Below are 19,381 nucleotides of genomic sequence, written 5' to 3'. Positions count from 1 at the left end.
TACAGGAGAATTGGATGAGTGCTTCAAAGAAAAAGAACGCCGCCGGTGACTTTTCACCGGGCATGCCTGGCTGTTCACAGGCCGCCAATGAGGACGCATTAAGTCTTAACGACCACCGCTACCCCTCGTTCAGCGCCTTACTGCCTTACCTTTATTTTGACAAGACAAGCCGGCTTTTTTTTAATAAGACGAATGCCGGGCTTTTATACCGCCTGACTCCCTTGACCGGTGCCAATGAAGCCATCGCTGAGCAGATGGATACACTTCTTCGCACCAAGGTGACCCATGAATTTACGCTGCAGATGATTTTAGTCAAGCATAATCAGGTAGCACTTGAGATTGAGCGGTTTGCCCGCCAGTTTTCCAATACGGAGTTTGCCAATTTAAGTCTCTTAGGCGAGCAATTAAAGGCTTTTTATGAGGAGGCCGCACGAGAAGGCTTTGCAACGAACACGCCATTAAAACCAAGGCTGACCCAGACTGAGTGCTTTGTGCTGATTGATAAAGTCAATAAGGGCTCAGAGGAAGACCTTAAAGCATCCTTTTCCCAGTTCAGGGTGTCGTTTGAAGCCTCGCTTACGGCCGCTAAAATCGGCTTTCAGTGCGCAGGCGCCGATGATTTTCTTCATCTCTTAAGTTTTTACCTGTCCCACGACCCGGATACCCTGACTCCCGCGTATCCGTCCTGTGAAGAGAAGACCTTATTACGACATCAGGTGTTAACTCATGATTTTGACCTTGAAGTCAAGAAAGACTGCCTTCTTCTTACAGGAGTCAGTGCGGCAGAGAAGTGCTTTGAAACCGCCATTTCTATCCTGACCATTGACAAGCTCCCTCCTGAGTTTCACCTGTGGTCAAACTTAAACAACAGCAGCAATATCTTTGAACCTGAGCAAAGCATTTGCTGCAACCATCTGATTTCGGTGATTTATTCAATCGATGAGCCGCTTAAAGCCCAGACGCGGGCAAACCGCAAAACGCGCGATTTGGATAAAAAGGCGAAAAGCGATTACGCCTTAAGGGTGGCGGGAACGGAGGAGCAGGCGCGCGACTGGCGTTATTTCAGAGACGATTTGGTCTCACAGAAAACAGGAGCGGTTAAAATGCTTTATAACCTCCTTCTTTTTTCAAGACCGCAGGAGAAAGAACGGGACATTGAGTCAGCCCGCAGCGCGTTTCGCTATAATGGGATTAAATTAGGCCTGCCTAAAAACCTGCAGCTTCCCTATTTTCTGGTGTCCATGCCTTTTTTATACACCGGGAATTTGCAGAAAGATTTTTCCCTGCCAACGATGATGTGGCCGATTTCCTCCTGGAATGCGACCCAGTACATGCCGATTCTTGCTGACTGGGCAGGCCTTGGCAGCGGGGTGTTATTGCCCACCATGCGCGACCAGTTTGCCTGTATCGACCCTTTTTCAGACCGCTTTGGCACCAATTACAACATCGCTGTCACAGGCACCTCAGGCGGGGGGAAAAGTTTTTTTATTCAGATGCTGATGTTAAACGTCCTTTTTAACGGTGGGGATATTTTTATCATCGACATAGGCGGCAGTTACCGCAAACTCTGTGAAGCCTTAGGCGGCACCTATCTGGAATACTCAAACCTTGCGATGAATCCCTTTACCCATGTCAGCGACATTGACCGAGAACTCGATGACATCATTGATTTGTTTGAATTATTGACCTGCCCACGCCTTGGGGCGACCGATGATGACCGTGGTACGCTTCGCGAGGCGATTTTATCGGCTTTTCAACAGTCAGGCCGACAAACCCTGATTGACGATGTTGAGGCACGACTACTTGCTCTTTATAACGAGAGCCGGGAAACCTATCCGACAGCGCGCATCCTTGCTAAGAATCTAAAGCGATACTGTCGGGACGCTGAGCACGGCAAGGCCTTTAATGCACCCTCAGAGCTCTCGCCTTCAGCCCGAATTATTGTGGTGGATTTAAAAGAAATTGAAGACAATCAATCCATTCGTGCCCCTGTTCTTTTATCCGTGATTTCGCAATTTCAGCGGCGCATGTTTAATTCTGACCGCAATCGGCAGAAAATGTGTGTGATTGATGAGGCCTGGTCGTTTTTTACCGGTGATGCCATTGCGGCGCGCTTTATTACCAAGGGGTTTCGCACCGGGCGTCGACACAAGGCATCCTTTGTCACCATTACCCAGGGGATAGAAGATTATTACCGGTTTGAGGAGGCGAGGGCTGCCTGGGAAAACTCCGCCTTAAAGCTGATTTTCCTTCAAGATCTCGGATCGCTCCAAGACCATCAAGCGACGCATAAAACCTTTTCAGATTATGAATTGACGCTCTTGAAAGGCTTTCCCAAGGCACGTGATGCCGGGTTTTCTCAGGTCTTAATCAAAGCCAATGGCATTGCCTCGTTTCACCGCCTCTTTGTCGACCCCTTTACGCTGGTGTTGCTGTCTTCTGATGGCAACGACTATCAGGCGGTCTTAAATTATCAGGCAGCAGGAATGCCCTTTTTAGAGGCAGTGGCCAGGGTTGCCAAAGCGCATTATGGAGCCCGTCATGGCCGCTAGCCGAATGCGTCAAATAGGTCTGTTTGCCTTCGTTTTTTTTGCAGTGCTGATTGGTTCTTTTAAGGCCTGTAAAAAGCCAACACTTTATGTGATTGACATGCAGCGCGCATTACATCAGCCGGCGCTCCTTTTAAGTCGCTCACCATTGAGCGAGACAGAGCAGAAGGCGCTCTTATCGGCCTTTGCCAAACGGTTACCAGACGTCATAGCGGATTATTGCAAGGCGCATAAGGTTACCCTGATTGCAGCACCGGTGCTCGGCAACAGTGGGGAAAACGAGCTTACCGATTATTTCATTGAAAAGACCTTAAACGAGGTGTCGCAACATGGTTAAAGGCCTTATTGTGCTGCCCCTTATCCTGCTTGCGCAAAGTAGCCCGGCTAAAAACCTGGGGCATTATGGTGCGATTTTTCCAGTGGCAGAAGAAGACATCCGTGAGGTTGTTTTTAAGCGCCTGACAGAGATGCAGGCCTCAGGCGAGCTTAAACGCCACCAGGACAAAGTGACCGCGCGGATTGCCAAAAACACCCTTCGCCCCAAACCGCTCGGCTTGACCGTGACGAATCATCCAACGACTTATCGGGTGAATCCGAGCATGGTGGTGAATCAGGATATCCGCCTGCCTAACGGCGAGCTGATTGCGAAAGCCGGCACGACCATCAATCCCTTTACGCAAATCCATTACAGCAAAACCCTGATTTTTTTTAATGGCGATGATGCCGCTCAGGTGAGCTGGGTGAAGCGCCATTATCAGGATTACGCCTTTGTAAAATTCATTCTCACCGGCGGGGATATTAAGGAGGCGGCAAAGCGCTTTGGCCGGATTTACTTTGACCAGGGCGGATTATTAAGTCGTAAGCTTGAAGTCCAGCATGTGCCGGCGGTAGTGGTGCAGGATGGCCTTGACTGGAAAATTACCGAGATAGGAGTCAATGATGTCTAAGGCTGCTTTAACAAGACTATTACTGGCGATACTGCTTGCAGGAGCCCTTGGGATGAAGGCAGAGGCCTCTCAGTGCAAGGGTCATTTTATCAACCCCATCACCGACATTTGCTGGAACTGCCTCTTTCCGTTGACGATTGGTAAGGCCAATCTGGTGAAAGGAGGCTACCCGGATACCAAAAATCCTTCAAACCCCGTATGCCTCTGTCCATCTGCTATCGGGGAACGCTTAGGCATCAGTTTAGGCTTTTGGGAACCCTTTGCCCTCGTTGATGTGACCCGCAAACCCTACTGCATGGTTAATTTAGGCGTGCAGCTTCACGTTAAAAATCAGGGGCTGGGTGGTTCGCAAATGCCGAGCGTCGATGGTCGGGGGGCATTTTACTATGCCCACTGGTATAAATACCCGGTTATCTACTGGTTACAGATTTTAACGTCCTTAGGCTGCATGGAGACCGAAGATTTTGATGTGGCCTATCTTGCTGAATTAGATCCCACCTGGAATGACTCGGAACTGACCTTTGTTTTAAATCCCGAAGCAACCCTTTTTACCAGTTCGCCTGTGCGAGCAAGCTGCGCTGCTGATGCGACGAAAGCTATCGCAGGTACTGGCATCGATTCCTTATTCTGGTGCCAGGGTGCTCAGGGTTCAACCTACCCCTTAACCGGCTTTGTAGCCAATCAGGCAAGCCCTATTTCGGCAGCCATTTTATTGGCTGAACGGCTTGATTTTAAGCTGCATCGGATAGGGGCAATTCGGGATTCGGTGGGCAAGGATGCGCCAGCGCTTTGTAAAACCTATTTTTCCGCCATCCTGCCTAAAAGTCGCTATCGCTACCAGATGGTCAACACCATTCCTGAGGCAAAACGCTGTCATCCCTTTGGTCATACGGTAACGGATTGGGAGGCAGGTCATACGCTGCCGGGAGATGGGGATAATTTTGGGTTTTTAATTTGGAAAAAAAGAAACTGTTGTTTCCTTTGAAAGGTGGGTGATGAAAAAAATTCTATTAAGTAGTTTATTGTGCCTTGCAAGTTTTGCGCATGCCAACCAGAATGATGAACTGCAAATCTGGCAGCAACAGGGCGCTTTATTGAAAAAAAGTGTTTCAACGGAAACACTCAAAACCTTAAGAGCAAATGCTGATGAAGCGCTTGTCCAAAGCAAAGCGAGCCTTCTGCCACTGATAAAAGCGAATAGACCCCGCCTGCGCGGTCAGGCCGCTGATGGTGCCATTTTGTTTGTCTCCTTTTCCATGCCAAAACCGCTTCTTTTGGCACTCGCTGATGAAGCCGCGCAATATCACATCCCCGTGGTGATTAAAGGACTGGTTCAAGGCGATTTTAATCAGACTATCACTACTTTTGCAGCCCTTGAAGGAGAAGCCCGCCAAAGGCATCAGCGCTTCACAGGACTTGCCCTTGATCCCCTCTGGTTTGAGCAGTTTAACATTACTCAGGTACCAGCCCTTGTCATCACCCAAAGGCTTGCCTCCTGTGAGCCACAGACCATCTGTCCCAATCAGCCCTTTGATGTCGTCCATGGCAATATCAGCATTGAAAAGGGACTGGAGCTTCTGTCAGAGAAAGGGGAACTCAAACAGCTTGCCAAAACGATTAGGGAGCAGGGTCATGTGTAAGCGCTTCTTGTTAGCCACCCTCTTAATCGTAAGCTCTCCCCTTTGGGCAAAGGATACGGCGGCTGATTTTAAAGCCGCAAAAGACTTTACTCGCGCACTCGGCAATCAACCCTTAAATCAAATGAAGGCCTTTAACCCGCAGCAGGTTTTTGAGCACTACAATGAGGCGCCTAAAGAGGGTGCGATGTATCAGGGCGTTGAGGCTGAAAAAGCGGACTTAACCCCATCCGCACGCGCTCATCTTAATGACGATAAGGCAGGTGGGCAGGTTTACAGGCAGTTTGGGGAGAATCAAAGACCGCACATTAATCTTAATAATGAGGCCATCCAACAGAGCAAAGCCATTGAGGAAGACAGTTATAATCTCACCCATGCGGAAAATGGAAAGGCCGCCTGCAGGGATAAGCCGGCCGAGTGCAAGGTTATTTTTAAGCAGGAACGTTGTGAGGCACTGCCAGTCGTTGAAACAAAGCACTGCCAGAAAACACTTCATGTCACCGCTCTTAATGAGCGTATTAGCAAAGAGACCACCTTCACGCTTAAGATTAACTCCTCTACCTACCAGCAGGCTTTTCAGCAATTTAATCTTAACCTCACAACTGGGGTGATTAGCAATCAAGCCGGCCAACCCATGGCAGGTTCTGTTACGCCTACCCTTGCAGAACTGAAAGGCTGTGAGCAGATGACCGTCACGGTAGGTGCTATCAAGGATTTGGATTCTGACCTTCCCTTTATTCCGGTTGTCGTCACGGCACTACCCACTTGCGCTAATCCGGTGCTGACACTCAATGAACAAATGCATTTGGGGCGTGCGTTGCGTCTTAGTTTAAGACTCACGATTACCACCGTAAAGCCTAAAGTCATTCAGGAGGTCTGGCAGGATAACTGTGAAGCAGTCAATAGCGATGTACGCTGCCATGCGACCGCTGAGCGCTGTTTAAGTGCTGCGGCGACCCGTCTTGTGAATGGAGCCGCCATCACCCGTGATTGCTGGGAAAAAGAAATCGCTTACGCCTGTCGCACCAATCAGGCTGCCACCTGTCCGGCGCTTGAAGCAAGAGGCTGCCTGCAGCTTTCCTCCCAGTGCACGCATGGGGAGGTTGCTCATTGTGAGGCCTACGAGCAGCGCTATCAGTGTCCTGAGCAGCACTGCCTGCCAGCCGTGGTTTGCACCAAAAACATCTTTTGCAGTGACGGGTCATGCAGTGCGGCAAATGCCTCCCAAAATACTGACTTTGGTCAGGCGGTTTCAACGTTGGCGGCTTCCGGCGGTATCGGGGATGAATTTAAGCGAGGGAATGCCCGTCTTTTTGGTGGAACCGTGGCGCGTTGTAAAATAAGCACGCTTCATTTTCTTGATTGCTGCTCCAATGAAGGCTGGGGGAAGAAGCTAAATCTTGCCCATTGCTCTGACAAAGATAAGGCGCTCGGACAAGCCAAGCTCAACTACACAGCACACTATCTTGGCAAATATTGTGCTAAAAAACTGCCCAAACCCTTAAAGGGCTGCAAGATCTGGAAAAACAGCTATTGTCTTTTTGATTCCAAGCTTGCGAGGCTTATTCAGGAAGAAGGGCGGTTAAAGCAGCTCAATCCCGCCTCCTTAGGTACGCCTAAAAACCCGACCTGCACAGGATTAACGGTTGAGGAAATTCAGCAGATTGATTTTTCGCGCATTGATTTTGTCAAACCGATCTATCCCTATGAGGGTGGTGTTCCTGATGAGGCGGCAGGCATTGCCTCTGATTTAAAACCTGACTTACCGCAGGCGACAGGAGCGGCATCAGTGATTCGCCAACGGATTGAGCAGCGTACAGGAGGCCAGTGATGCCGCTTATCCTTTTTCTTCTTCTGTTGCTGCCTATGCAGCCTGCAAACGCCATCACCCAGGATAACCCACGGGGCTTTCACTGGTACTCGGTAGAAAAACCAGTACAAGAGCCGCTGACCATGAAGCCAAAGCCAGCAGGCCTGTCCCCCTATGAGGTTTTGATGGCAAGAAGGCGCGACACGCAAAACAGGCTTGCTAAAGCCCTCCTAAACCCCTCGTTTGAGGCCACCCATGACTACATGAAAGCCCAGCAGCAATATGCCCGAAACAACCAGCAGTTTGTTCGCTACTGGCAGCAGGTGCTTCTCGCGCATCCCGAACTTGACCACAGCCTACTTTTTCCCACGGACAACTCAGCGATTGCTATTCGCAATGATGAAACAGGGCGCCTCCTCAATAAGCTATTGGCGCAGGGCGCAAAAGAGTATGGGCTTATCCTTTTTTATCGTGGTAACCAGTCGATTTCGCAGAAATTTGTAAACATTTTACTGCCTTTTGTACGAGAGCATCAGTTTGCGATGATTTCAGTGGCAACGGATGGCCAGCCGATTGCAGGCCTTCCAGAACCAAAAGTCATCCCTCTGGAAACGGTACAAAAAACCCTGCCGCTTCAGGCGCGCTATCTCCCGGCTCTTTTTTTAGTTCATTTAAAAACAAAGTCAATGTCGCCTCTTTCTTACGGCTTTGTGTCGGTCACCGAACTGAAGGAACGTTTTTTGGATGTAGCCACCCAGTTTAAACGATTCAGCTACGAAGGATTAGGAGACTCATGATGCACTTACTATTGCTGTTGCTTTGCCTTTTTACTACCCTGGCGAACGCTAATGTTGCTGTGGATGAGCTCAATACGCTGCTTGCCCATCAAACTGGAATCCATGGAGAAAAACCATCACCTGAGCTTCGCGATTTATCGGACAACTATTATCTGCTCTTTATTTATCGCTCAGATTGCCCGCACTGCCATCAGTTTGCCCCAGTACTCGCTGACTTTGCCAAAACCTTTAAGGTGAATGTAGAAGCCTACAGTGTCGATGGCAAACCACTGGCAGGTTTTGAAGCCAACCGGTTAAGTCCTGAACTCTTTCATACCCTTTACTTAAATGGTGGCTTTAAAACGGCGGTTCCTGCCCTTTTTCTGGTCAATCGCCATACCCTGCAGACCTACGCTGTCTTATTTGGGGAAGCCTCGCCTTATGAGTTGGCGGCACGATTTCATGAGCTCATGCAGCATATTAAGGAGCAGTTTAATGATTAGAGTTGCCTCAATGGCCAGTCTTTTTCTTGCAACCAATTTAAGCTTTGCTACAGCAAGTACCGAGCTTAATCATTTTTTTAATCACCTAGGCTTTGCAGCGAATGTGACAGGCAGCCATTCCTATCAGACACAGGCCGCAGGCTTTGCCTCAATGGGCTCGTTGTATGCGAGAAATCAGGTTAGAACTCTTCAGCTTGCTCATGTGGATTCACCGGGGTTTAGAGCCGGTTGTGGCGGGATTGACTTATTCGCTGGCGGTTTTTCCTTCATCAAATCCGACCAGATTGTGCAGTTTATGCAATCCATTCTTTCCAATGGCGGAGGCTATGCGTTAAATCTCGCTTTAGAAACAGAGTTGCCTGAAATGGGGCATGCCATGCAGTTTATGCAAAAGCTTGCCAATGACATCAACAATACTAATTTTAATTCCTGTGAAATGGGGGAAAACCTTTCAGGACTTGCCTGGCCTAAAAACCGTGCCTCACAACAACAGCTTTGTCAGGACATCGGCAGCCATACCGGGGTGTTTGCCGATTGGGCAAAAGCCCGTCAGGAATGCTCAACCGGTGGAAAAATGGATGAAGAGCTTTTGCAGGCCAAAGCAAACCCTGCCTATAAAGATCGGGTTCTGGTCAGCACCAACGTGGTCTGGGAGGCCCTTAAAACCAATGGGTTTTTAGCGAACGACAGCGAGCTTGCCGAAGTCTACATGTCCATTTCAGGCACGCTCGTCTTTAATGACAAGGGCGCTATGAAAAGCTATCCCTCACTTGCGACCCATGCTGATTTTGTCAAGGCACTGCTTTATGGCGGCAAACTGCCGAGTTATCGCTGCGGGGAGGTAAAAAACTGTACTGAGATAACCTTAGGCGGTGACTATACGATTAAAGCAGGCGATGCACTCGTCAATCAGGCACAAAAAATTCTTCAAGGAATTTATACGAGCATTAAGGCAGGAACTTCCCTCACACCAGAGCAAAGCGGTCTCATTGAAATGACCCAGCCCCCTGTTTTTCAGCTTATCTCTGCCCATGCTCAGCAAAACCTTGGCATTCAGGGCAGCTATGAAATGGCACAAAGCATTGCCACGGATTTACTGGCTCAATACCTGGCCAGTTCCTTAGAGATTATCCGCGCCTCACTGATGACCCGCGATTTAGGGGAAGCCAATGAGGAAAAACTGTTTAAAAGCATTCAGACCGCCCAGCACTTTGTCGACCACTTCAATGCCGAAACCCGTGCACGGTTTAATCAGGCGCTTAAAACCAACCAGCTGGTACAGACCAATGTGAAACAGGCCTTATCCGCTTTAACGCCGATGCTTAAACAGGCTTATATTGGAGAGCAGCCATGACCCTATTGACCCTCTACACCCCGCAAAACGGGGACTTCTTTAAGGAAGCACTCGATGCCATGGTCACCCTTCTTGGTACAGCAACCTTTCAGTCAGCTATCGACATTGTGCTGATTCTGGCCGTTTGCATGACCTCCTATCAATACATTCAGGGTAAAAAACTACAGGCGCTGGTGCGTTATGTCTTAACCTCTTTTTTTGCCTTGGTCTGTTTAATTGGCGTGAAAGTGAATGTGGCTATCATTGACATGCAGGACAATGATTCGGCAGGTAAGGCCTTAACGGTGGATAATGTCCCCTTAGGCGTGGCACTTCCGGGAGCCCTTATCAGTGGACTAGGGTATGGACTTGCTCAAGCCTTTGCTTTTGTTTTTCACATGCCTAATGATTTGGACTACAACAAAACCGGGCTCATTTTTGGGGCAAGAACCTGGCGCACGGCCACTGCAGCGGGCTTATCCATGTCGCCTGACTTAGCCCTTGATATGTCAACTTATATCCGCCAGTGTATTTTTGCCGCCAAACTCTTAGGCAGCCAGCAGATTTCACCGCAAGCGTTAAAAGGCTCCACCGATTTAATCAGCCTTTATTTTAAAGACCCATCGCCCCTTTACCGCGTTATCCTGCAAAACGGTGACAACTTAAGCTGTCAGGAGGCGGCTTCGATTTTACAAAAACGCTTAACCCCTGCTGCAAATGAGGAGATTAACCGTCTAAGCAAACTCATGGTTCACGGCAATGAAGGCAGATTTGGTAACAGCCTTGCTGCAGCGCACAACTATTACATGACTATTTCCAAGGATAGCGCCTCACTGCTGACCCAGAACATTCTGATTAACGCGACCCGTGACGCGGCCTCGGATGCCTTTGCCTTCAATGGGGCGGATGCGCAGTTGATGAACTACACCAATACGGCAAGCCTGCATAAGATGCATCTGGCTGAAACCAACAGTTTCTGGCTGGCAAGCTATCGCCTGCCTTATTACATGACGGTGATGTGGATGCTGACCATCTGTATCTTCCCCCTGGTATTTTTAGTAGCGCTGTTACCAACGCTGCAGAATGTCTTTACCGTCTACCTGCAATCGCAGGTGTTTTTATGGTCTTGGCCGCCCATGTTTATCATCATTCATTTTTTTGTCTCCTTAGGCGCTTCTAAAACCATGTCAGTCTTTGGTGGAAAGACTGGCGGGGTCAGCTTTTCCAACATTGATACCTTAGCCACCTTATCCAGCGGCTTTGCCTACACGGCAGGTGCTTTGGCGGCGAGTGTGCCTGTCATCGCCTATTACATTACCAAGGGGCTGCCGTCGGTCTTAAGTACAGCCTCCCAGCATTTAGGCGGCATGGCGCAGTCTTTATCGGTCGGTGAAGCGCAGGCGATTGCCCAGGGGAATGTCTCCATGGCTTCTTACAGCGGCTGGAATATGAATTATAGCAACACCAGTGCGAATAAATTCGACAGCAATTATTATCATTCCGAAGGCCAGGCCACCGTACAGACTGCTAATGGGGCTCTCTTAACTGAAACGGCCTCAGGCTCTCGTATTGGCAATGCCCTGCCTGCCATCTCCCATGCTGCAGTCGGAGTGAATCTGTCCGACCGTGTGGTGGACTCCCTGCACCAGTCGGCCAATGACTCGTTTGCCCATGCCTCCCAGCATCGCACAGCGGCTGATAGGCACCTGCAGGCAGGTCTAAGTGAACTGAAGCAGTTTGCCAGTAACGATGCCAATGAATATCGCAGCGGGGAAGGGCTTAGTGATTCAGTTAACGACAGCTATGGCGCTGATTTGCGTCGCATGAAGGATTTGGTAAGCCATTACAATGAACATCATGACAGCTCAAGCCATGTCAGTGCGGAACTTGCAATCGCCGGGAAGATAAACAGCGAGCAGGCTCTGCTCGGTAAATTCATGAAACTGGTCTGGGGCGGGTCGATTGAAGGTTCTGCAACAGGACGCTTTGGTGCCGGCCGGCATGCGAGTACGCAGGAATTTAATAATTCCAGTGAAGGCAAAGCTTTTAATGAAACCTTTAATCATCTGGTCAGTACGGCCAGAAACAACCATCTGGATGCAGCTGATTCCTTGCACTTGAGCAAGTCTGAGCAGATTGCTGCCAATTTTGCCAAAGGCTTGTCCCTAAGTGAACAGGCAAGTAGTGAGTATAGCCATGGGCAACAACTGCAAAAGGCGGCGAGCCATGCAAGCGATCACGCTCAAAGCATTGATATGAATTTAAACCAGCCCTATCACGACTGGGTGGTTGCCCATCACGGGGCTCGTGGTGAGCAGGTGATGCTTCAAACGGACATGGCCAGCATTCAAACCCAGCAGCGCTGGGCGGAGGATTTTCTTGAATCCCGCGAGGGTCAAGCGGCCGTCAGTGCGCAGGTTCATTCAGCCCTTGCAACAACAAAAGAGGATTTTCGTGAAAACCATGAACGTGAAGCGCAAGCTTTACACGATAAATCACTTCAAACAGTATTTCATGATTACGCGAATAAAGTCGATAAAAAAGCAGACAGAGAAGGCTTTGTTTTAATGAGTGATGAACAGTTGAATCATGCGGCACAATCGCTTGAAAATAATCGCAAAAAAGACATTACAAACGAGGCGGAATCAGTTAAAATAAAGGTAGAAAATAATGCCAATACCCAAGCAGTTTCGAATAAGGAATATGATGATGGATTATCAAAAACTAAAGGACGACTTAAAGAGTGATTTGCACACCATTTCCACGCTTGAAATGGATATTGTGCCAGCGAAAGACTATTATGGAGCGTTGCTTTCGGCTGTTCTTAAGTCATCCTTTTTTATGCTGGCGGTCAATGTAGTGGTGCAACTTTGGTTTAAGCTGGTCGGTAGTTACCGTGTCGATTTATCACTTTCTCTGTTGATTAAGACATGGTTTTTAACCCTTGCTTTTTCCCTGATTCCAGTTTTCTTTATCCGCAGCTTTATTCTCTTTGATAAGCTGATTCAATGCCGGCTTAAATCAGAAGATTTTGTCAGAGAAAAAATCTTTCTTTTGGTGAAGATTTACTTCCTTATTTTTTCAATTTCCTATGCCGGAATTAGTTATATGAGTTCCGTCCATGGCGGGCTTGAGTTTTTTGACATTCTCTTTACTCAATTTGGAGCTTGTATTTTCAGCCTTGTGATCACCGGTCTTTTAGCCGGCATCGAAAGCGAGCGTTTAGGCTTTGGCATGCTGATTGAGCTGGTGTCAGCTTTTGGTGAAAAAATGCAGAAAGCAACGCTGTTTTCTTCTGAGGAGCGATGATTTAGCGCTTAAATTTAAGAACAGCGATAACTGACTAAAACAAATAAGCCAGTTTCAGGGACGAGACGGTAATAACATCCTTGGGACAGACTTATGTTATTAAAACTACTGCAGTTTATCCGTGGCGGCCAGATTTTTGGCTATAGCACCACCATGATGGCTCAGGTTACCAACCGCATTCTGCATTGGGCAATCATAGGTTATGTGCTGCTTGTTCTTCTGCTGATGATTGGCTCATCACATGAGGAAATCAGGCTGCTTGCACTACAGGCCTACTGTGATTTCCTGCACCATTTACACTATGAAGAAGTGATTGTATGGTCAAAAGCCGGTGTGGGTGGTTTTGATGCGCATTATTTTTTGCATTCACCGGGTATCCAGGCGGCGGTGGAGCAGGCGAAAACAACCCTGTTTAAAAAAAGCATGGCCGCCCTGATTACCGGTGCTTTTATCTATTGTGGCATTACCGTATTTTTTACCCGTTTTTTTATCAAGAAAGGGGAGAAATACAGCCAGGATAAGTTCATTTCAGGAACTCGTCTTGCCAAAACACCCAAGGAAGCCATTCAATCGGTTGAAAAATCACGGCGCGGCAAATCCGATATTCGTCTGTTAAATCAGCTTCCGTTGCCCGCCAGGTCGGAATTCCAGGGAATTTTCTTTCATGGCTCCACAGGAACCGGGAAAACTCAGGCCATCATGCGCCTTTTGGATGAAATTCGCCGCTTAGGTGAGCCTGCCATTATTTATGACAAAGAATGCACCATCAAGCCTTATTTTTTTAATGAGGCGACTGATGTGGAATTAAACCCGGTATCAGCCCTATGTGCTAACTGGGATTTATGGGCGGAATGTGAAAACCCCATGGAGCTTGGCAATCTCGCCACTTATCTCATCCCAAAGTCGGTGCAGGGAAGCGATCCTTTTTGGGTCGATTCTGCCCGTACCATTCTTACCAGTACTGCCTGGCGGATGCGGGGACGGGAAGACCGCAGTGCATTGACCTTATTAAGACTGCTTCTCACGACAAGTCTTGATGAAATGCGCGACCTGCTCAAAGGAACTGAGTCAGAAAACCTTGTCAGCAAAGAAATTGAAAAAACCGCCATTTCCATCAAATCAGTGCTGGCCACCTACACCAAAGCATTGCGTTTTTTAGAAGGGCTTTCCGGGGATAAGGCCTTTTCAATTAAGGGTTGGATTAACGAGGCCAGCCAGCCTTCCCAGTCTGAGAAAGGCTGGCTTTTTATCACATCACGCTCGCAATACCACCGCGAAATCAAGCCGCTTATATCGCTCTGGCTTGGCCTTGCCATGCAGGGGATTCAGTCCTTAAAAGCCAACACCGGCAGGCGAATATGGCTCATTATGGATGAGCTGGCGAGCCTTCACCGCCTGGAGATGCTCTCTGATACCTTAGCCGACATTCGAAAATTTGGCGGCTGCGTTGCTATTGGCATTCAATCCATTTCCCAGCTTGAATTTCTCTATGGTCAACATGAGGCCTATGCCATCTCCGATTTATTCAACACCAGTGTTTATTTTCGAAGTCCCAAAGGCCGCGTAGCGCGCTGGGTATCCGAGGATTTAGGCGAGCAGACGCTGGATGAGGTGAGGGAGAGCCAGTCTTATGGGCCAAACTCCATTCGTGATGGGAACACCATGAGTACACAGCGCATTAAGCGCAAAACGGTGGATGAGGGTGAAATCATGACCCTGGAAGACCAGGAATGTTATATCCGCCTGGCAGGAGACCACCCCATCGCCCGGATGAAATCCGCTTATTTAAAACGCAAAAGCATTACTGAGCCACTCATTGAGCGACCCATTGATTTTGATGCCTTAGACGGTCTGACTAGCGAGATTTTAAATGCTGCGCAAAATCCCTTATGCGATGACGCGGTTAAAAAAATCCAAGTGTTTGAGCAGAGCGCCAACCTAATCATCAATGACGAGAAACGCCTTGAAAACCTGACAGGAATTGATATGGCAGCTATCAATGAATCTTGCCTGCCACAAAAAGACGTTGAAATCCGCTTGTAAAAAAATGAACTCGGCCAACAGGGGCAGGGTTACCACTGGAAAAGGAGAAGGCAATGCCTCGAATGACCAAAACGCACACAACCTCAATCAAAGAAATCGTACTGCATTACTTACACGGTGAGGAGACAGCACTCGTTCGCGCCCGCCTCACCGTGCAGGCTAAGGCATTAAACTGTGATGGAAGGACACTGATTAAATCAATTGGCTTGCCACCCGATGATGCCTTTATCACGGCGATTTTGGGAAGTCTTGCCATTCCTTTGGAAAGACAACGTGAGCTTCTTGGGGAAGCAGATAACCTCTATGAACTACTATTGCTGCTTTATCAGGATAATCATCACCATCTTAAGGCTTTATTTAAACTGATTGACGCCACATCAAAACCAAAAAGCTCACTTTCAGTACTCTTGCCCGTAGTGGGACTCACCGGCAGTGGTGCGCTGGCTTTTTTTAATCGTGACTTAATACGCCAGGCAGCCCTTTGGCTTAAAGAGACCGTTTCCCCCTTTTTAAATCGAGTGGCAAGCCAGATTTTACCCCGTCACTTAGCACTTGCGGGCTTGGTTTACCAGGTTGCAGGCCTCGGAGCTCAGACCTACTCCACACTGAGCAGTTCAAAAAAAGGAACTGCCGCCAAGGCAGGCTCTCTCATTTTTCATGGCTTAAGTGCGGGTTTTGCCATCGCGGCCTACACCCTCTGTTATCTCGCTGCAGGGCTTATGACAACGACAGTGGCCTCACTCTTTGTGGCTTCTGCAGGCATTGATGTGCTGAAAGGATTAGTCACCCTGGTACAAAGCCTTTATACCGATAAAGCCGCCTCATCCCTTTTAAGCACGGATGCGCCCTGGGAGGCTTTAGCCTCTGCCCATCGTGCTGAAAGCCATCGAAGAAATGCCTGGCAGACCGTAGGAATTAAGCTTCTGGCGGCCACAACATCGACCGCAATAGTCACTCTATGGTGCTTTTCGCCGCCTGGGTTGCTGCTTAGTGGCGGCTGTATGGCCGCAATAGCACTGACAGGGTTTGCTAAAACGAGGGCTGTTTCGTGGAATCAGGCACGCCTTGCTGAAAACCTCCAGCATCGTCTTCGTGAGATTAAGGTGTTACCTGAAAGCTCCCTTTGCCCATCAACCCATCCTCTGGCTACTCACCTGAAGGAAAAAGAAAAGCAGCAAGCTATGCAAGATAAAGCCCTGTTACGACGTAAAGAAGCCTTGGATTTGCAGCAAGGTGCCATGACCGAGGTACTTAAAGCCTTAAAGCAGGGGATGAGCAGTCCGGCCAAGGCACTTCTTTCGCTCACCGATTCGAATCTGCCTTTGCAGGCCGCTAATGAAGACGAATTGGACGAAGAGGTTCAACCCACTCGCCTGCCACGCATTGACAAAGAACCGCCTCTTAATCAACAGGTTGCTTCTAATGATTTAGAAGAGGTCTTGCGTTTCACTCAATAAATCTGTTTTTTCAAGCAACGTCTCAAGGACGGGCGTTTACTAAAAGGAAAAGCCATGCTCTCAATTAAACCGGTAACAAGTGCTGCTGATGCCCTGCATTACTATTCCGCCAAAGACAATTATTACCTGTCTGACAAAGACGAACTGCAGCAGGCAAGCGCTTGGTATGGGAGGGGGGCTGGCGCTTTGAGCTTAGCAGGCGAAGTCCTGCCCGAGCCCTTTTTAACACTGCTCGAAGGCAAGCTCCCCTCAGGTCAGCAATTAGGGATAAACATCGGAGAGGGTGAGGTCAAGCATCGCCCGGGAACGGACGTCACCCTGTCTGCTCCTAAATCCATCTCAACACTGGCATTAGTCGGCGGCGACAGGCGACTGGTAGATGCGCATAATGCAGCTGTTCGCGAGACTTTTAAGGTGATTGAAACACTAGCTGCTGAGGCAAGAATGACTTTAAATGGGGAAACGCGCTTTGAAAAAACACAAAACCTCGTCGTGGCACTCTTTCAGCATACCACATCCCGTGAGCTCGACCCGCTGCTGCACGACCATGGCGTAATCATGAATATGACGAAGCGTCATGATGGCCAGTGGCGTGCCTTAGCTTCGCGCTCAAAGCAGGATAAATCCCAGTTGGAGCACGGATTTAGGGAGTTTTTATATCAGAATCAGCATTATCTGGGGTTGATTTATAATTCCTCGCTGGCCAAAGGGGTTTGTGAACTTGGGTTTGAGATTGAGATTAAAGACCGCTATGGCAATTTTGAAATCAAAGGGGTGCCAGAGCACTACCTGAAACAAACCTCAAAACGACGAACTCAGATTTTAGACCGTCTTGAAGAAAAAGGACTTTCAGGGGCTAAAGCGGCTGAAATTGCAACCCTTGATACGAGGCAACGTAAAGCCGATATTGATAGTGCCGCCCTTCATCAACAATGGCAAGAAGAAGCAAGGCAGTGCGGCGTTGACTTGGAAGGGCTTATTGCGGAAAGCAAAGTGCGCGGACAGGGTTTAATAACCCCTCTTGAAGGAATTGAAGTGAGTGAGACGGCAAAAGAGGCGATTGATGCGGCTCTTGCTGAATTAAGTCCATTCAGCACTGAAATCAGGCATGGCGATTTAGTCAGAACTGCCTTTATGTTTGCGCGTGCTGCCATCCATCACAGCGAGCTGGAAGAAGAGATTGCGGCGCGCTTTAAGAGCAAAGTCCTTTTGGGGAAGGCAAACACCACTTATACAACCGCCGAATTATTAAAACAGGAAAAGGGATTTATTCGCCAGTTTAAGGTCTCTCGCGGCAGTGCCGAGGCGATTTATACTGAAGCGGGAGGCCTTGCCGGCGAAGTATTAAGTCGCCATGACCGGGTACAGCTTATTGATGTCCATGGCTTAACCCATGAGAAAACTCTGATTGAATCACTCGTGCATGCCAGTGAGGACGCAGGCCTTAAAACGCAGGTGCTTCATCCCGGACGACTGCAGGCAAATCGCTTAACTGCTAATCTTTCACGCGATACCTCAAGCCTTTGGAAGTGGGTTAAATCCTGCTTTAAGGGAGAGCTCGTAAAGACAGTCGCGTCTTTTACTGCAGACGATTCGCTTAAAGAGGGTGTAATCATTGTCCATGATGCGCAAAAGCTTGGGTTTGCGGAGTTAAGCCAGCTTGAGCGCTCTCTTAAGCCCGGGCGTTCACGACTGGTACTGTTAAACAATACCTGTTCTACCGAAGGCTTTCATGCCGGAAGTCCAATCAAAGCACTGAAATCCGCAGGGTTTATCTTAAGGGAATCGACGACCCCGCTTAAAGAAGCAGCCATTGAGATAACCGAGACCTTGGCAACGCATGAGGAACTCGCCAACGCTTATTGCCGTCTGACACTTAAAGAAAGTGAGGTCACACAAGTTGCAGCCCTTACCAATAAGGACGCTGACTTGACTACGGGGTTCGACAATCATTGGAACGAAAAGTTACTCTAAGGATTCCTACTCAGACCATACCAAGTAATTTTTTCCCGTCCTCTCGTAACTCACCTGTAGGTGATACATGCCGATATAAAGTTTGTTTTGTAATTCCGAGTTCTTCACATAACGGTCCTATTTTAGTTTCAAGTTGACCTAAAGCAGCCATCGCAAGTCTTAGTTTTGCTTGAGTCATTTTGTAGGGACGGCCACCTTTCCGTCCACGGGCACGGGCAGATGCTATTCCAGCGAGTGTACGTTCCTTAATCATTTCTCGTTCAAACTCTGAAAGTGCTGCAAAAATACCAAATACCAATTTCCCAGCAGCTGTTGTTGTATCAATAGCGGCACCATGACCTGTAGAACTTTTAAGCCAATTTTTCTTGCGGTTAATTCATGAACTGTATTAACGAGATGGTGAAGATTACGTCCTAGGCGATCTAATTTCCATACAATTAATATATCACCTTCTCGCAGGGCTTTTAGGCAGTTTTGAAGTCCAGGTCTGTCATCACGCTTACCTGATGCATGATCTTGATAAATTGATTCTTCTTTAACACCCTCAGCCAATAGAGCATCTCTTTGTAAATCGGTTGTCTGCGATCCATCTGCCTTTGATACACGGGCATATCCAATGAGCATTTTTTATCCTTTATCATTATGGTGATTAAGTCACATAAACGACCGGTTATGTGACTCAACGAAAGCATTCCTCAGAATAAATAAAATTAGTCACTTTACTGGTAACTAAATTAACGTCTTTTAAACCATATTTCAAATTGATTATGTAACTTGCATTGAGGTACTATCCCGGCCTTTGTTTATGGGATATTTCTGGACAAGCATGCCTGTTGATTTTTTAACTGATGAACAATATCAGAGCTACGCTCGTTATCCTGATAAACTTTCTCAAGAGCAACTCGACAAATATTTTTACCTTGATGACAAGGATAGGGAGTTAATCAATACATGTCGTCGTGATTACAACAAGCTTGGTTATGCTTTGCAATTGACTACGATTAGATTTCTAGGAACCTTTCTTCCTAATCCAATTAATGTAC

Annotated in this window: 17 protein-coding genes; 15 read left to right on the top strand and 2 right to left on the bottom strand. The window is 48.1% G+C overall.

The window, feature by feature from the left end; genetic code table 11:
• The first annotated feature begins 14 nt into the window (after positions 1-14).
• From traC to mobF, 14 genes are all read left to right on the top strand, one after another.
• Positions 15-2,552, top strand: a complete 2,538-nt coding sequence (gene traC / locus DYC89_RS16045) for a type IV secretion system protein TraC (RefSeq protein ID WP_115222895.1) — start codon at positions 15-17, stop codon at positions 2,550-2,552.
• A complete protein-coding gene (locus DYC89_RS16040; protein WP_115222894.1) occupies positions 2,542-2,886 on the top strand; it encodes a type-F conjugative transfer system protein TrbI in 345 nt (114 codons plus the stop codon). Before traC ends, DYC89_RS16040 begins: the two co-directional genes overlap by 11 nt.
• Positions 2,879-3,496: a type-F conjugative transfer system protein TraW gene (traW, locus tag DYC89_RS16035; protein ID WP_115222893.1), complete on the top strand. Its 618-nt coding sequence runs from the start codon at positions 2,879-2,881 to the stop codon at positions 3,494-3,496. The genes DYC89_RS16040 and traW overlap by 8 nt, the downstream gene beginning before the upstream one ends.
• Positions 3,489-4,481 (top strand): conjugal transfer pilus assembly protein TraU, encoded by a 993-nt coding sequence (traU, locus tag DYC89_RS16030; protein ID WP_245954086.1) that lies wholly within the window; start codon positions 3,489-3,491, stop codon positions 4,479-4,481. Before traW ends, traU begins: the two co-directional genes overlap by 8 nt.
• Before the next feature lie 10 nt (positions 4,482-4,491).
• Complete coding sequence (gene trbC / locus DYC89_RS16025; RefSeq protein ID WP_115222891.1) at positions 4,492-5,136, top strand: type-F conjugative transfer system pilin assembly protein TrbC; 645 nt, start codon at positions 4,492-4,494, stop codon at positions 5,134-5,136.
• A complete protein-coding gene (gene traN, locus DYC89_RS16020; RefSeq protein WP_181879468.1) occupies positions 5,129-6,964 on the top strand; it encodes a type-F conjugative transfer system mating-pair stabilization protein TraN in 1,836 nt (611 codons plus the stop codon). The genes trbC and traN overlap by 8 nt, the downstream gene beginning before the upstream one ends.
• Positions 6,964-7,740: a type-F conjugative transfer system pilin assembly protein TraF gene (traF, locus tag DYC89_RS16015; protein WP_115222889.1), complete on the top strand. Its 777-nt coding sequence runs from the start codon at positions 6,964-6,966 to the stop codon at positions 7,738-7,740. Before traN ends, traF begins: the two co-directional genes overlap by 1 nt.
• Complete coding sequence (trbB, locus tag DYC89_RS16010; RefSeq protein WP_115222888.1) at positions 7,737-8,222, top strand: type-F conjugative transfer system pilin assembly thiol-disulfide isomerase TrbB; 486 nt, start codon at positions 7,737-7,739, stop codon at positions 8,220-8,222. Before traF ends, trbB begins: the two co-directional genes overlap by 4 nt.
• Positions 8,215-9,576 (top strand): conjugal transfer protein TraH, encoded by a 1,362-nt coding sequence (locus DYC89_RS16005; protein WP_245954085.1) that lies wholly within the window; start codon positions 8,215-8,217, stop codon positions 9,574-9,576. The genes trbB and DYC89_RS16005 overlap by 8 nt, the downstream gene beginning before the upstream one ends.
• Positions 9,573-12,302 carry a conjugal transfer protein TraG N-terminal domain-containing protein gene (locus DYC89_RS16000; protein WP_115222886.1) on the top strand — a complete coding sequence of 910 codons (2,730 nt, stop codon included), beginning with the start codon at positions 9,573-9,575 and terminating at the stop codon, positions 12,300-12,302. The genes DYC89_RS16005 and DYC89_RS16000 overlap by 4 nt, the downstream gene beginning before the upstream one ends.
• A complete protein-coding gene (locus tag DYC89_RS15995; protein WP_115222885.1) occupies positions 12,265-12,864 on the top strand; it encodes a hypothetical protein in 600 nt (199 codons plus the stop codon). The genes DYC89_RS16000 and DYC89_RS15995 overlap by 38 nt, the downstream gene beginning before the upstream one ends.
• A gap of 93 nt (positions 12,865-12,957) precedes the next feature.
• Positions 12,958-14,907 carry a type IV conjugative transfer system coupling protein TraD gene (gene traD, locus DYC89_RS15990; protein WP_115222884.1) on the top strand — a complete coding sequence of 650 codons (1,950 nt, stop codon included), beginning with the start codon at positions 12,958-12,960 and terminating at the stop codon, positions 14,905-14,907.
• Between the two features lie 53 nt (positions 14,908-14,960).
• A complete protein-coding gene (locus DYC89_RS15985; protein WP_115222883.1) occupies positions 14,961-16,364 on the top strand; it encodes a hypothetical protein in 1,404 nt (467 codons plus the stop codon).
• A 54-nt stretch (positions 16,365-16,418) separates the two neighbouring features.
• Positions 16,419-18,338, top strand: a complete 1,920-nt coding sequence (gene mobF, locus DYC89_RS15980; protein ID WP_115222882.1) for a MobF family relaxase — start codon at positions 16,419-16,421, stop codon at positions 18,336-18,338.
• 10 nt (positions 18,339-18,348) lie between these two features.
• Here the strand turns inward: mobF and DYC89_RS16975 are convergent, their stop codons facing one another.
• Both DYC89_RS16975 and DYC89_RS16970 read right to left on the bottom strand, forming a co-directional pair.
• Positions 18,349-18,636, bottom strand: coding sequence for a recombinase family protein (locus DYC89_RS16975; protein ID WP_425451573.1), 288 nt, complete (start codon positions 18,634-18,636; stop codon positions 18,349-18,351).
• Positions 18,588-18,962 (bottom strand): recombinase family protein, encoded by a 375-nt coding sequence (locus DYC89_RS16970; protein ID WP_425451572.1) that lies wholly within the window; start codon positions 18,960-18,962, stop codon positions 18,588-18,590. The genes DYC89_RS16975 and DYC89_RS16970 overlap by 49 nt, the downstream gene beginning before the upstream one ends.
• A 202-nt stretch (positions 18,963-19,164) precedes the next feature.
• Between DYC89_RS16970 and DYC89_RS15970 the strand changes: the two genes are divergently transcribed.
• The coding region (locus tag DYC89_RS15970; protein WP_115222881.1) for a DUF4158 domain-containing protein at positions 19,165-19,381 on the top strand (217 nt) is incomplete at its 3' end.

The sequence above is a fragment of the Legionella donaldsonii genome (genome assembly GCF_900452385.1).
In the GTDB taxonomy this organism is placed as follows: domain Bacteria; phylum Pseudomonadota; class Gammaproteobacteria; order Legionellales; family Legionellaceae; genus Tatlockia; species Tatlockia donaldsonii.
Note: the sequence above shows the minus strand (reverse complement) of the source record. Positions and strands in the feature narration are given on the sequence as shown.

Excerpts from the sequence above, each read along its gene's own strand:
- traC (WP_115222895.1), top strand. The coding sequence starts at position 15 with ATGAGTGCTTCAAAGAAAAAGAACGCCGCCGGTGACTTTTCACCGGGC.
- DYC89_RS16040 (WP_115222894.1), top strand. The coding sequence starts at position 2,542 with ATGGCCGCTAGCCGAATGCGTCAAATAGGTCTGTTTGCCTTCGTTTTT.
- traW (WP_115222893.1), top strand. The coding sequence starts at position 2,879 with ATGGTTAAAGGCCTTATTGTGCTGCCCCTTATCCTGCTTGCGCAAAGT.
- traU (WP_245954086.1), top strand. The coding sequence starts at position 3,489 with ATGTCTAAGGCTGCTTTAACAAGACTATTACTGGCGATACTGCTTGCA.
- trbC (WP_115222891.1), top strand. The coding sequence starts at position 4,492 with ATGAAAAAAATTCTATTAAGTAGTTTATTGTGCCTTGCAAGTTTTGCG.
- traN (WP_181879468.1), top strand. The coding sequence starts at position 5,129 with ATGTGTAAGCGCTTCTTGTTAGCCACCCTCTTAATCGTAAGCTCTCCC.
- traF (WP_115222889.1), top strand. The coding sequence starts at position 6,964 with ATGCCGCTTATCCTTTTTCTTCTTCTGTTGCTGCCTATGCAGCCTGCA.
- trbB (WP_115222888.1), top strand. The coding sequence starts at position 7,737 with ATGATGCACTTACTATTGCTGTTGCTTTGCCTTTTTACTACCCTGGCG.
- DYC89_RS16005 (WP_245954085.1), top strand. The coding sequence starts at position 8,215 with ATGATTAGAGTTGCCTCAATGGCCAGTCTTTTTCTTGCAACCAATTTA.
- DYC89_RS16000 (WP_115222886.1), top strand. The coding sequence starts at position 9,573 with ATGACCCTATTGACCCTCTACACCCCGCAAAACGGGGACTTCTTTAAG.
- DYC89_RS15995 (WP_115222885.1), top strand. The coding sequence starts at position 12,265 with ATGGATTATCAAAAACTAAAGGACGACTTAAAGAGTGATTTGCACACC.
- traD (WP_115222884.1), top strand. The coding sequence starts at position 12,958 with ATGTTATTAAAACTACTGCAGTTTATCCGTGGCGGCCAGATTTTTGGC.
- DYC89_RS15985 (WP_115222883.1), top strand. The coding sequence starts at position 14,961 with ATGCCTCGAATGACCAAAACGCACACAACCTCAATCAAAGAAATCGTA.
- mobF (WP_115222882.1), top strand. The coding sequence starts at position 16,419 with ATGCTCTCAATTAAACCGGTAACAAGTGCTGCTGATGCCCTGCATTAC.
- DYC89_RS16970 (WP_425451572.1), bottom strand. The coding sequence starts at position 18,962 with ATGCTCATTGGATATGCCCGTGTATCAAAGGCAGATGGATCGCAGACA.